The 12,379-nt window shown below is 68.6% G+C and carries 8 protein-coding genes; 2 read left to right on the top strand and 6 right to left on the bottom strand.

Annotated features, from left to right (window positions below; genetic code table 11):
- Window positions 1-2: 2 nt before the first annotated feature.
- Both QZ814_RS18700 and QZ814_RS18695 read right to left on the bottom strand, forming a co-directional pair.
- Window positions 3-1,466 carry a carboxylesterase family protein gene (locus QZ814_RS18700; protein ID WP_294335067.1) on the bottom strand — a complete coding sequence of 488 codons (1,464 nt, stop codon included), beginning with the start codon at window positions 1,464-1,466 and terminating at the stop codon, window positions 3-5.
- A 45-nt stretch (window positions 1,467-1,511) separates the two neighbouring features.
- Window positions 1,512-2,675 (bottom strand): alpha/beta hydrolase-fold protein, encoded by a 1,164-nt coding sequence (locus tag QZ814_RS18695; RefSeq protein ID WP_294335066.1) that lies wholly within the window; start codon window positions 2,673-2,675, stop codon window positions 1,512-1,514.
- A gap of 286 nt (window positions 2,676-2,961) precedes the next feature.
- On the opposite strand from QZ814_RS18695, the gene QZ814_RS18690 reads away from it, so the two are divergent.
- Together QZ814_RS18690 and QZ814_RS18685 are read left to right on the top strand one after the other, a co-directional pair.
- The gene (locus QZ814_RS18690) at window positions 2,962-3,675 is read left to right on the top strand and encodes an acetylxylan esterase (RefSeq protein WP_294335065.1); all 714 of its coding nucleotides are present in this window, start codon (window positions 2,962-2,964) and stop codon (window positions 3,673-3,675) included.
- An 8-nt stretch (window positions 3,676-3,683) separates the two neighbouring features.
- On the top strand, window positions 3,684-5,129 hold the full coding sequence (locus QZ814_RS18685; RefSeq protein ID WP_294335064.1) for a family 43 glycosylhydrolase: 1,446 nt from the start codon (window positions 3,684-3,686) through the stop codon (window positions 5,127-5,129).
- A gap of 59 nt (window positions 5,130-5,188) precedes the next feature.
- On the opposite strand, the gene QZ814_RS18680 is transcribed toward QZ814_RS18685, so the two are convergent.
- The 4 genes from QZ814_RS18680 to QZ814_RS18665 all read right to left on the bottom strand — a co-directional run bounded on the left by QZ814_RS18680 (window position 5,189) and on the right by QZ814_RS18665 (window position 12,326).
- Window positions 5,189-6,097: an alpha/beta hydrolase gene (locus tag QZ814_RS18680; RefSeq protein WP_294335063.1), complete on the bottom strand. Its 909-nt coding sequence runs from the start codon at window positions 6,095-6,097 to the stop codon at window positions 5,189-5,191.
- Between the two features lie 90 nt (window positions 6,098-6,187).
- On the bottom strand, window positions 6,188-8,704 hold the full coding sequence (locus tag QZ814_RS18675) for a glycoside hydrolase family 9 protein (protein WP_294335062.1): 2,517 nt from the start codon (window positions 8,702-8,704) through the stop codon (window positions 6,188-6,190).
- A gap of 123 nt (window positions 8,705-8,827) precedes the next feature.
- Window positions 8,828-10,768 (bottom strand): sialate O-acetylesterase, encoded by a 1,941-nt coding sequence (locus tag QZ814_RS18670; protein WP_294335061.1) that lies wholly within the window; start codon window positions 10,766-10,768, stop codon window positions 8,828-8,830.
- A gap of 16 nt (window positions 10,769-10,784) precedes the next feature.
- Complete coding sequence (locus QZ814_RS18665; RefSeq protein WP_294335060.1) at window positions 10,785-12,326, bottom strand: tryptophan halogenase family protein; 1,542 nt, start codon at window positions 12,324-12,326, stop codon at window positions 10,785-10,787.
- Window positions 12,327-12,379 lie beyond the last annotated feature (53 nt).

Here is a 12,379-nt window from a genome sequence, read left to right as displayed (position 1 = left end):
CTCTACTGCGACGGGCGGGGCGGCGTGGCCGGGGTGCGGGGCTGCAGCGCATCGATCTCTGCGCCCCAGGGGTCGCGCGCCGCCACCGCCTTGCCGTCGGCGGCGAAGTCGAGGATCTCGTCGCCCGCGGCAGTGAAGCGCGGCCAGGCGGGCAAGCCCGCGCCGTTCGGGTTCCCCGTCCTGGCGAAGTTGGCGAGATAGGCGCTGATCGTCTTGCCGACCCGCTCGTCCTTGGCCGTGGTCGCCGCGCCATATTTGATGCGGGCATTGTCGAAGAAGAACGGGATGTCGGTCGCATGGCCGGCACCCGGTTGGCCGACCGAGTCCGCCACATAGGAGAAGCGATACTCCCATACCGGCACCTTCTGCGCCGCGATCCGTGCGCTGGCCTCGCGGGCACCGGCGATCATGAAGCCGGTCTTGCCGCCCATGTCGGCGCTGGTCGCCCCGATCAGCATCGGCACATGCGCGAAGTTGCCGCTAGCATAGGCCTTTTCCTGGTCGACGAGCAGTTTGCCGTCGAGCACCGGGCCGCCATAGGTGCGCGGGCCCGGCTTGGGCTGGAACAGCTCGATCATGCTGAGGCCGTCGGTCACTTCCTCCGCCGAGAGCGCGCGCAGCCTGGCGAGCGCGTCCGGCGCGGCCGGATCGATGCCGTGCGCCCGCGCAAGGTTCTCGCCGATCGCCTCGGCGTCCTTCAGCGTCGCGCTGCTGGTGGTCCGGGCGTTGCCGCCCGACATCACCACCGCCTTGCTGAACAGCCCGCGCGAGAGCGGCGAAGTGACCAGCGTGTGGACCGACATGCCGCCGGCGCTCTCACCGATGATCGTCACATTGGCAGGGTCGCCGCCGAACGCGGCGATGTTCTTCCGCACCCATTTCAATGCGGCGATCTGGTCCATGAAGTTGTAGTTGCCGAGCAGCCCGCCATCGGGGTTCTCGCGACTGAGCTGGGGCAGGGCGAAGCTGCCGAAGCGCCCGACCCGGTAGTTGAAGCTGACGAACAGCACGCCCTGCCTGGCCATGTTCGCGCCGGCATAAGTGGGCGGGGAGGCGCCGCCGTTCACGAAGCCGCCGCCATAGATCCACACCATGACCGGCAGCTTCTTGCCTGCGGGTGCGGCGGCGGGTTTCCACAGGTTCAGATACAGGCAGTCCTCGGCCGGGGTGGTGCCGAGCGGCGCGGCATCGCTCGGGAAGGGCTTCTGCATGCAGTCATGGCTGTACGCAGTGGCCGGGCGAACGCCCTGCCAGCTCGCCACCGGCTGCGGCGCGCGCCAGCGTAGCGGGCCGACCGGCGGCGCGGCGAAGGGGATGCCCTTCCAGCTGGCGACGCCGTCTTCCACCGCGCCCTGCACCTTGCCGGTCTCGGTCGCGACGATCGGGCCGCGGGTCTGCGCTGCGCACTCCGACGCAATGGCGCAGGTCGCCGCTGCGCAGGCCAGCGCACGCCTCCATGCCTTCATGCTCGCATCTCCCCTTCTGTCGTTCCTCGGCTTTGGCGGTGCACCCTAGTCGCGGAACAACAGCGGCGCCATCTCGCGCAGGCTGCGGCGCCAGGTCTGGAACTCGTGCCCCGTGTTTGGGGACACATAGAACACGCTGTTCAGCCCGGCGGCTTTCAGCGCATCGGCATTGGCGCGCGGATCGACGCGGGGGCCGCCGGGCGGGCCGGCGCGGCCGCCCTCCAGCTCGCGGCTGCCGAAGCTGACGAAGGTCAGCCGCACCTTGTCGCGATAGCCGGGGGTGGCGTTCACATCGTCGAGCGACACCGTCCCGCCGCTGAGCAGGCCGATATAGCCGAAGCGATCGAGGTGCTTCGGCGCGATCAGCTTGGTCTCGAAGCCGCCCATCGAAAGACCTGCCAGCGCGCGGTGCCGCGCCTCGGAAAGGGTGCGGTAGTGGCTGTCGACATAGGGGATCAGCTCGTCCAGCAGGACGGTCTGGAACGGCGTGATGTCGAAGCTGGCGAGGCCGCCGGGCCGCACCTCGTTGGTCATGCCATAGGTCATCACGATCAGGAACGGCCGCGCCTTGCCGGCGGCGATCAGATTGTCGAGGATCAGGTTGGCATGGCCCTGGTTCGACCAGGCCGTCTCGTCCTCGCCCCAGCCATGCTGGAGGTAAAGCACCGGGTAGCGGGTGCTGCCCGCCCTGTCATAGCCCGGCGGGGTGTAGACGAAGGCGCGGCGCTGGCTGCCGGTGCTGGGGGAGGGGAACAGGATCTGTTCGACCCTGCCGTGCGGCACGTCCTTCAGCGCGTAGAAATCGGCGTCGTGCGCGGGGATCTCGATGCCGCTTTCCCAGCGCGTCGAGCCGTAGAAGTTGCCCGTCCCCGGATCGTTGAACGTGCCGCCGTCGACGGTGAGGTGGTAATAATGAAAGCCCTCGTCGAGCGGGCCGGCGGTGGTGCCGATCCAGCTGCCGTCGGCCGCCTTGGTCAGCGTGGTGCCGCCCCGCCCGCCCAGGCCGAGGCTGACTGTCACGGCGGTGGCGCCGGGCGCGACGATGCGGAAGCGCGCATAGCCTTGCGAATTGACCTGCGGATATTGCTGGCCCGGCTGGTTGAGCGTCGACGGCTGGAAGTCTTCGAGGACCGGCGCCGGCGCGGTCTGCGCCAGGGCGGGGGGCATGGTCAGCAGGGCCGCAGCCATGGCGGCGAACGCGATTCTCACGGCAGTTCCTCCCCAGAATGCCGCCCGCACGCTGCACGGGAGGCCTTGGATTATGGCGCCAGCAATAGGGCAGTTTAGTCAGAGAAAATCAAGGCACAGGACGCCGTAGATCCTTCTTGCGGATATTGGATAATGCATTCGAATTGCATGGGAAAACTGTTTCCTCGCCTTCGGCTCGCACATGGAATCGTTTCGTCAGTTGACGGCGCAGGGCCAGCCCGCCTAGCCATGGTGTTACCGATAACAATGGCGGCCGTCCGAGTCGCCCGGAGAGGAGATAACGGCGATGGGGGTTCCCCGTTCGGTTGCCGGTGGATGCGCGGCCGCCCTGGCATTGCTGGCACCTGCTGCGCTGCACGCGCAGACCGCAGGCATGGTGGTCGAGAAGCTGCCGCCGCCCACCGGGCTTGCCCCCTATTTCACGCCGGCCTCCGCCGCTGCGGTCACGCCCGATGCGGACGGCTTTCTGCGCCGCTGGCTGCTGCTGGAGCCGGTGGTGAAGCCCAACCGCACCAACACCGGCTTCACGCCCAGCTATGTCCGCGAGGCACTCGCGCCGGCCACCTATCCCGGCCGCTTCGATGCGGTACCGCGCGAGGGCGACAGTGCCGCCGGTGGCCTGCGCTGGCATGCGCTCGATTCCGCCCTGTTCGACGTGAAGCTCTTCTATCTGGCGCAGGGGCTCGGCAAGCCGACCTATGGCGTGATCTTCTGGGCGGTGACCGTGATCGATGCGCCCCGGGAGATGCGCGGCGTGCGGCTGGCGCTCGGCTCCAATTCCGCGTCGCGCTGGTGGCTGAACGGCAGCGAGGTTGCCGGGCTCTATGGCGATCGCCGGATGGTGATGGACGATGTTGTCTCGCGGCCGATCACGCTCCGGAAGGGACGCAATATCCTGCGCGGTGCGGTGATGAACGGCCCGGGTCTCAGCGATTTCTGCGCCCGGTTCGTCGATGCCGAGGGCAAGCCGATCCGCGACCTTGCGATCAACGTGAAGTGAGGACCGCCATGAAGTTCGCCATGCCCTCGCTCGCCGCGCTGTTCCTCCTCGCACAGCCCCAGGCCGCCTCCGCCCAGCTCGCCGGTGAGCCCTTCATCCACGATCCTTCCACCATCACCTATTCCGACGGCCGCTGGTGGACCTTCGGCACCCGCGGCGGCGGGCTCGTCTCGGACGACGGCTGGACCTGGCACAGCGGCGGCGAGCGGCCGGGCGGCGGCGTCGCGCCGGACGTGATCAAGATCGGCGACCGCTATTATGTCGCCTATGCCGTGGGCGGCGGGGGCATGAACGGCGGCCATGCCAGCAACGTGAAGGTGATGTGGACCCGCTCGCTCGACCCCAAGTCGCCGGCGTTCGGCTATCACGAGGTCGGCACGGTCGCTTCCACCAACGGGCTGGAACCGGCCGACGCGATCGACCCCGCCTTCCTCTTCGCCGAGGGACGGCTGTGGCTGAGCTACGGCACCTATTTCGGCTATATCCGGATGATCGAGCTCGATCCCAAGACCGGCGAGAAGATGCCGGGGAGCCAGCCGGTCGAGGTGGGCATCGACATGGAAGCCACCGCGCTGATGTACCGGGACGGCTGGTATTATCTGCTCGGCACCCACGGCACCTGCTGCGACGGTCCGAACTCCTCGTACAACATCCGCGTCGGCCGATCGCGCAGCCCCACCGGGCCGTTCGTCGACAATATGGGGGTGCCGCTGCTCAAGGGCGGCGGGATGCTCGTCGTGGCCGGACGCGGGCGGCAGTACGGACCCGGACATTTCGGCCTGCTCGATCTGGGCGACGGCGTCGAGAAATTCTCGATGCACTATGAGTCCGATCTGGATCGCGGCGGGCGCAGCGTGCTCGGCATCCTGCCGCTGGTGTGGCGGAACGGCTGGCCGGTGGCGGGCGAGAATGTGCCGGCCGGCACCTACGAGATCCAGTCGGAGCGGAGCGGCGGGGCGCTCGAACTCGCGGTCGATTTCGTCCGCATGCCGTTCGACGTGCGCCGCAGCTTCTTCGCCTCGCCCGGCGATCCGACCGGGCCGATCCCCAACCAGACGCTCGCCGAAAACCAGGGAAGCTGGCCCAGCGGACCGGTCGAGGTCGATCTCGGCGACTATATGATCCGCGCGCACCAGCAATGGACGGTCGCGCCTGCCGAGGGCGCGGGGGGTGCCTTCGGTGCGCCCTATTACAAGATCCTCATCGCGGGCACGGCGCGGGCGCTCGCCACCGGCCCGCAGGGCAGCGTGCAGGCGGTGCCGGCGTTCACCGGCGCGCCCGAGCAGCTGTGGCGGATCGATCAGCTGACCGACGGCACCTACCGCATCCTGCCCAAGGCGCAGGAGGATGCGAAGAACCCCAAGGCGCTGGTCGCGATCGGCCGCAGCACGCCCGCGCTGGTGGTGTTCGATCCCACCAGCGATGCGGGCAAGTGGCGGTTCCTGCAGCCCTGAAACCGAACGGGACCGGCGCGATGGCGCGGCCGGTCCCGTCGACTAGCGGATCAAGGCGGTCAGGCGGTGGGCTTCATCCAGCCGTGCATGGTCAGCCAGCGTGCGAACGCATCGAACCAGCCGGTGCTGGTCGTCGTCTTCGGATACATGCCGAAGCCGTGGCCGCCCTGTTCGTAGAAGTGGAACTCCACCGGCTTCTTCGCCGCCTTCCAGGACTCGATCAGCCCGAACCCGCCATTGGCGAAGAAGGGGTCGTCGGCCGCGAGCGCCACGAACAGCGGCGGCGCGTCGGCAGGCACGGTGACGCTGGCGAGCGGGCCGTAAATGTCGGCGATGAAGGCGGGCTTCGCATCCTGTCCGGCGAGTTCGGTCGCCATGGTAAGCATCGCGCCGGCCGAGAAGCCGATCATGCCCACCTTGTTCGGATCGACATGCCATTCGCCCGCGCGCTTGCGGATCAGCGCGAAGGCCGCGCGCGCATCGGCGAGCTGCGGCGCCAGGCCTGCCATCATCGCGGCCGGATCGGGCCGGGGCGGACGCGCCGCGGTGGTGGAGAACATCTCCGCCATCGAGCGCTCGAACGCGTCCATCTCGCGGGGCGTCTGGTTCAGCCGGTATTTGAGCACGAAGGCGGCCACGCCGCGCTTGGCCAGCGCCTTGGCGACATCCCAGCCTTCGTTTTCCATCGAGAGGGTGCGGAAGCCGCCGCCGGGGGCGACCACCACCGCCGCGCCGCTCGCCTTGGCGGGATCGGGCAGGAAGGGCGTGAGCGTCGCGACCACCACGTTGCGCGCGAAGACGCTGCCATATTGGCTGTGCCAGCTTTCCGGATTGGTCCCGCCGGGCAGCGGGCCGGTGTCGAGCTCGATGGCGCTGGGCTGCGCCGGCGTCGCGATCGGCTGCATCTTGTCGCTCTGCGCGAGCGCAGGCACCGAGCAGGCGCAGGCAAATGCCGCCCCGATCAGCATCGCGCGACGCCGGAGCGATGTCCGCGCCTTGCAAACCATCCTGTTCGTCATTCTACCCTCTCCTGTTCTTGAGCATGCCCATGGGTCCGGTCATTTCGGGGCGCCGGCCAGCCGCGCACCGGCATTGGCGAGCGTGAGGTACATGGCGCCTTCGGGCACCACATATTCATTCTCGCCCCAGAAGAACGGCCAGTCGTCGCGGTTCTCCGGATAGTCGGGCTTGAGCAGCAGCACGCCGGGGACGACGCCGCCGGGGATGAAGGAGAAGTCCGCCCGGTTGTTGCCATAGGCGATCTCCTTCGACAGCGCGCCGACGCCCGAGACCAGCGAGCGATCCGATGCCGGATGGTGGCCGTGCAGGAAGTCGAGCGCGCGCTGCACCGGCGACGCATCCACCAGGTCGGGGAAGGCGCGGTGCAGGGCATCGCCGGTCAGGCCGAAGTTGAGCACGCTGCCGCTGCCGGCCCAGCCGCCCGCGGTGATCGGCACGCCGAACGGGTTCTCCTTCGTCATCGCCTGCGCCTTCGCCGCCCAGTCACGCACCGCCGGTTCGAGCGTGGCGCGATAGCTTGCGGGCATGAACGGCAGCGCCTTCACCAGGGTGGTCGCGGTGAACGTAAAGCCGCGCAGCATCTTCGGCGTCAGCGCCTGCACGCGGTCGGCATATTGCGGATCCCGCGTGGCGGCGAGCAGCTCGACGGCGGCGGTGAACTCCTCGACATCGAGTGGGCCGCCGGTCGTGTTGCCGTTCTGGAAGAGGTCGGGCGCATGGCTGTGCTCCCCGGCCCAGATCTTCTGCGCGACCGTGAGGCACCGCTTGGCAAAGGCCGGATCGCGGTCCTTCCACGCACGGTAGGTCGCGGCCAGTGCGGCAGCCGAGCCATAGTTCAGCGCCGACGCCTTGCTGGTGAAGGCCCAGCGATCGTCCGGGGTACCGCTGCGACCACCCTTGGAATCATAGGCGCGCTCGTACGGCTTGAGCTTGGGATCATAGACCAGCCCGTCGGTCTTGCTCGCGGCGTCGCCGAGATGGGTATACTGGCCGACATCGGGCTCGACGATGCCGTGGATCGCATGGCCGACCGCGTCCTGCTGGGCGAGCAGTTGCAGGCTGCCGTGGCGGATCTGCTGGAGGATGTCGGGAACCCCGTCGGGCACATGGATCTCGACGCGGCGCGTCTCCCAGTCAACCGAGACCGTGTCGCGGTCGATGCCGAACGTCTCCCATGCATCGACCAGCTGGCGGATGACCTGATACTGGGTCTGGGTGCGGATGTCGAAATCGCCCGCGTCCAGCCAGCCGCCGACCGCGAGCCCGGGAATGTGCTCGCCGGGCTGGAACGGCGTGTCGGTCGTCGGGCCCTGGCGGTACAGGTCGATATGCTCGTGGTTGAGCGGCGCCTGGCGGGCATCGTCGCGGTGCGGATCGCCGTGCCAGACGCGATAGGCCTCGTTGACCAGTATATGGTCCATCGCGATCGGCAGATAGACGTCGTTGGTCAGGTTCCAGCTTTCCTGGAGGACGCCCGGCTGGATGGGGAAGGGCGCCGTGCGCGTGCCGCCATACTCGACGGCATAGGTGCCGGGCGTGGTGACCTTGCTGAAATCGAGCTGGAGATAGCGGTAGCGCAGATACCGGCCCCATTCGCGTGCCGGCGGGGTGCGGACCGGCACGAAGTTGCCCGTCGCGTCCAGTTTCAGCAGGCGTGGCTGGAGCGTGCGGGCATCGTCGCGATCCAGCTCGACCGTGGCGATCTTGGGGCCCTCGGGTGTGTAGCCGACCTGCGAATGGCCGATCACCGGCGGCCGCAGCCAGCCGGGCACGCTGTTCGCATCCAAGGTCCATTCGACGACGCGCCCGGTGCGACCCGCCGGCAGCAGCTGGCGCACGACGAACCAGCCGTTCTGCGCCTGGTTGCGCCCGTCGAACACGGCGAGCGTGCCGTCGCGCGTACGGATACCGACGCGGCGGGCGGGATCCTCCGGCGCCAGTACCAGATCGCGTCCGCTGGCGAAGGGCAGGGGCTCGGCGCCGGGGCCGTCGCTGCGGCCGCTGGCGGCATTGCGCTCCGGCGTCAGCATCATCCGGTCGGCGGGGTAGCGCGGGAAGAGTGCCGCCTTGCCGTCCACCGTATAGCTGTGATGGAAATAGGCGGAGGGCACGAACTCGAGGTTCAGTCCGGCCTTGCCGACCTGTGCGGCCGGCAGCGGGGTATCGAGCAGTACGGACAGCACGATGCTCGCCCCGCGGCGTTCGGCGCGGATGGTGTACTGGAAGTCGGGATATTTCAGCGTCGCTTCGATGACGCCCGCCGCCTTGTCGACGCGGCGGGATACGAAGGCGCCGGCCGGATCCCACTGGCCGGGGGTGGCGGCGAGGCGGATATCGCCATTGGTCGCGGTGCGGATGTCCTGCTGGATCAGCTCGACGCCGCTGATCTTGGCATCGGCGAACAGGCCTTCGTTGACGTTGGAGAACACCAGCCAGTTGACGCCGGGCGCCTCGAAATAATCGGAACGGTCCAGGCGAAGCGCCGTCTGGGCCGATGCCGGTAGGGTGGATGACAGCAGCGAAGCGACCAATACGGCCTTTGGCGTGAGGCGCATCTTCTCTCCCGATATTCTGTTTATGTGAGCGCTACCATAATGGCGATTTCTGCATTGGCAACGGCCTGTTGATGCTCCGATGTTGGTTCTATTACGTTGATTGGATGAAGATATTCAGGTGCGTCAGTGCACCGGCACCTCGAACGTACCGACGGGTAGGCGAGCCTCGTCCGCAAGGTTGGTGGCCGGAGCATCCGCCCAGGCATAGCGCACGCGGGTGACCGGTTTTCCGTCGCCGGCGATCGTTACGGTGCTCCCCGCCGCCCGTCCCGCCACGAAGCGACAGCTCCCTGCGCCCGCGCCGCAGAGTTCGAAGCCGATCGCCTGATCGGAACCGCTTGTGTGCAGCCCACCCTGTACGCCGGTGAAGTGCAGCACCACCGCACTGTCCTGGCGTTCGGCCGATCCGATCGCGGGACCTGCCCGTCCATCGCGTGCACCTGCACGTGCCGCCCGCATCGCCTGGGCGAGGCGCTGGCCGACGAGCCGCTTTTCGCCCGGATGGATGTCGGACGCGTCGCCGATGTCGAGCGTCACGGCGAGGCCGCCATGCGGATCCTCGGCGGCGACCCGGCGCTGGGCGTCGCGCACATCGGCCCATCCGCTCTCGGACGGCGCGAGGGCAGGAGCACCATAGTTGGCGAGCTGGGCGATGACGAACGCCGCCGCCGGGCTGCCGAAGCGCTGCCGCCAGTCCGCGATCATTGCACGGAGACGGCGGTCATAGCCTGGGATGCCGGTATCGGATTCGCCCTGGTACCAGGCGATGCCGGCGAGGCGGATCGGCGCGAGCGGCGCGATCATCGCGTTGAACAGCGTGCCCGCGCCGTTGATGTCGTCCCATGGCACCCGCGGCGCGGCGCCCGGCACGCGCTTGGCGATGGCATAGCGCCAGCCCGTGCCCAAGGGGATGCCGGTGCCGTCGGCGAAGGTAAGCCGCATCGCGTCGACCGGCCCGAGCATCCCGCCCAGCGCATAGACGTCGTCGTCATTGACGGTGATGACGTTGCGCCCGGCCTTCAGCGTCCCGGCCGGCAGCACATAGAGGCGCTGCGCGCCGGCAAGGCTCATCCCGCCGACGCCGGCGCCGTTGACCCAGGTACGATCGGCGTCGTCGACCATGCCCAGCGACAGCGTCGCCGCACCGCGCGCCTGCTCCGGGGTCAGCTCGACGGTGCGCTGGTACCAGAGCATGCCGTTATAATCGGCCAGTTCGGGGACGCCCCAGCTTTCGAAATTGGTGAAGCTGGGCACAGCCCGCCAGGCGAGCGCGGCATCGGGCTGCCATGGCTCGGCGCCTGCGGCGTCGCCGCTCGCGGCGCGCCACCATGCTTCCCAGATCGTCGATGCCCGCCGCGTCGCTGCCGCCGGATCACGGGCATAGAGCGCGAGCAGCTCGGCATCGTCGGCGAGGCCCGCCTGGCGGAGCGCGGTATCGCTCATCCAGGCGCTGATCCGCGATCCGCCCCAGCTCGAATGGATCGCGCCCACCGGCACATCGCCGTCATGGCGCAGCGACTGGGCCATGTAGAGACAGGCAGCGGAAAAGGCGGGGGAGGTTTCGGGGCCGGAGATTTCCCAAGCCGGGGTCGCGTCGAACCGATCGAGCGGACGGACGGCCATCTTCTTGCCGATCGTCAGCAGCCGCAGCCGCGGGTCGACCGGGGCATGCGCCTCGGGGAACAGGCTCTGCGCGTCGCGCACCTTCATTTCCATGTTGCTCTGGCCCGAGCACAGGAAGACGTCGCCGATCAGCAGGTCGTTGATCACCGTGGCACCGCTCGGCGCCGCCAGGGTCAGCGTGAAGGGGCCGCCGGCGGGCAGCGCAGGGAGCGTCGCCGAGAACCGTCCGTCGCGGCCGGCCGTGACGCTGATGCTGTGGCCGGCGAGGCTGATCATCACGGTCTCGCCTGGGCGCGCGGCGCCGGCGAGCGGGATCGGCTGGTCGCGCTGGAGCACGGCGTGGGCACCGATCACGCCGTCCAGCTGCGGCTGGGCGTGAGCGGCGCTGGCCAGGGCCGTGCCGGCCAGTGCTGCGGCGAGGGCAAGAGATCGCCAGGACATGTGCACGCTCCGTGGTTCAGATCGGCTGAAGGCCGTGTTGGACGATCCGGTCGATCAAGGTCCGGTGCTTGGGAAGGCCCTGCAACAGGCGTTCGGTAAAGACGCGATTCTCGCGACGCAGGCGCGCCGCCTGCTCGGCCTCCGGTTCGTAGCTGCCCGGCGCCACCCGGGTGCGGTGCCCCATGCCGTACAGGACATATTGGTAGCTGGCCGAGGGGAAGACTTCCTCGACCCGATCGAACTCGTCGTGCAGCCAGGGTGCGTGATAGTCCCATAGCGCCATCAGCGCGCGCAGGCGATCCGGGATCGTCTCCGCGCGCCGGTTGTCGCGCCAGAAGTCGGTGTCGGTGCGCTTGGTCAGCGAATAATGGAGCTTGAGGAAGTCGATGATCCGGCCCCAGCGATACAGCGTCGTCTCGTTGTAGCGCCGGGCGACGGTGTCCATCACCTCGCGGCAGGCGGGAAGCTGCTCGGCGATGATCTTGGCCGACAGCTCGATCAGCACGATCGCCGAGGCTTCCAGCGGCTCGAGGAAGCCTGCGGCGAGCCCCACCGCGACGCAGTTGTTCTTCCAGAAGGTCTCGCGGTGGCCGGAGCGGATGGCGAGGCGCCGGACGGACAGGTCGCGCGCCGCCGGACCGACATAGTCGCGCAGCGCACGCTCGGCGTCGTCGGCGCTGGTGTGGCTGCTGGAGAAGACATGGCCCACGCCGCGGCGGGTGGGGAGCCCGATGTCCCAGATCCAGCCGGCCGCCTGCGCGGTGGAAATCGTATGGCTGGCGATCGGATCCTCGGGATCGGCATAGGGGACCTGCATCGCCAGCGCGGTGTCGCAGAACAGCACGTCGCTGCAGGCGCGGAGGCCGACCCCCAGCGCCTTGCCGATCAACAGCGCCGAAAAGCCGGTGCAATCGACGAACAGGTCGCCGGCAATGATAATGCCCTGCTCCGTTTCCAGCCGGTCGATGTCGCCCCCCTCCGTCAGCCGAACCTCGGTGACGTCGGCGAGGACGTGGCGGACGCCGAGCGTGTCGACGCAGTGGCGCTGGAGGAAGGTGGAGAATTTGCCCGCGTCGAGATGATAGGCGTAGTTGGCGACGCCCTCATATTCCGCCGTCGCGATCGTCTTGGGCGCGAGACCGGCGTCGCAGATCCGGCCCTGCGGAGTGACGGCGTCGCAGAAGCTCTCGTCCGCCTCGTTGGCCAGCCAATGCGGCACCAGGTTGGTCTGGGCAAAGCCCTGGGGCAGCATCAGCGGGTGGTAATAGCCGTCGTCCGCCGCGCCCGTCGTCCAGCGATTGAAGCGTGCGCCCTGCTTGAAGGCGGCGTCGCACTGGCGGAAGAATTCGGTTTCGGAAACGCCGATCTTGCGCAGCGTGGTCCGGAGCGTCGGCCACGTGCCTTCGCCGACGCCGATGATCGGCACCGTCCGGGATTCGACCAGGGTCACGGTAAAGCCCTGGGCGCGGCGGGCCTGGTGGCGGGCCGCGATCGCGCCGGCGGTCAGCCAGCCCGCGGTGCCGCCCCCGACAATCACGATGTTCTTGATTTCGCGCATAGGTCTGCCCGAGGCCGGAACAGGGGAGGCGGGGTCCGCACGCGCGCACCCCG

Origin of the sequence: uncultured Sphingomonas sp. (genome assembly GCF_913777625.1) — a bacterium.
Lineage (GTDB): Bacteria > Pseudomonadota > Alphaproteobacteria > Sphingomonadales > Sphingomonadaceae > Sphingomonas.
The sequence above is the reverse complement of the archived record's forward strand: the minus strand, read 5'-3'. Positions and strand labels throughout refer to the sequence as shown.

Excerpts from the sequence above, each read along its gene's own strand:
- QZ814_RS18665 (WP_294335060.1), bottom strand. The coding sequence starts at position 12,326 with ATGCGCGAAATCAAGAACATCGTGATTGTCGGGGGCGGCACCGCGGGC.
- QZ814_RS18690 (WP_294335065.1), top strand. The coding sequence starts at position 2,962 with ATGGGGGTTCCCCGTTCGGTTGCCGGTGGATGCGCGGCCGCCCTGGCA.
- QZ814_RS18685 (WP_294335064.1), top strand. The coding sequence starts at position 3,684 with ATGAAGTTCGCCATGCCCTCGCTCGCCGCGCTGTTCCTCCTCGCACAG.
- QZ814_RS18675 (WP_294335062.1), bottom strand. The coding sequence starts at position 8,704 with ATGCGCCTCACGCCAAAGGCCGTATTGGTCGCTTCGCTGCTGTCATCC.
- QZ814_RS18680 (WP_294335063.1), bottom strand. The coding sequence starts at position 6,097 with ATGCTGATCGGGGCGGCATTTGCCTGCGCCTGCTCGGTGCCTGCGCTC.
- QZ814_RS18700 (WP_294335067.1), bottom strand. The coding sequence starts at position 1,466 with ATGAAGGCATGGAGGCGTGCGCTGGCCTGCGCAGCGGCGACCTGCGCC.
- QZ814_RS18670 (WP_294335061.1), bottom strand. The coding sequence starts at position 10,768 with ATGTCCTGGCGATCTCTTGCCCTCGCCGCAGCACTGGCCGGCACGGCC.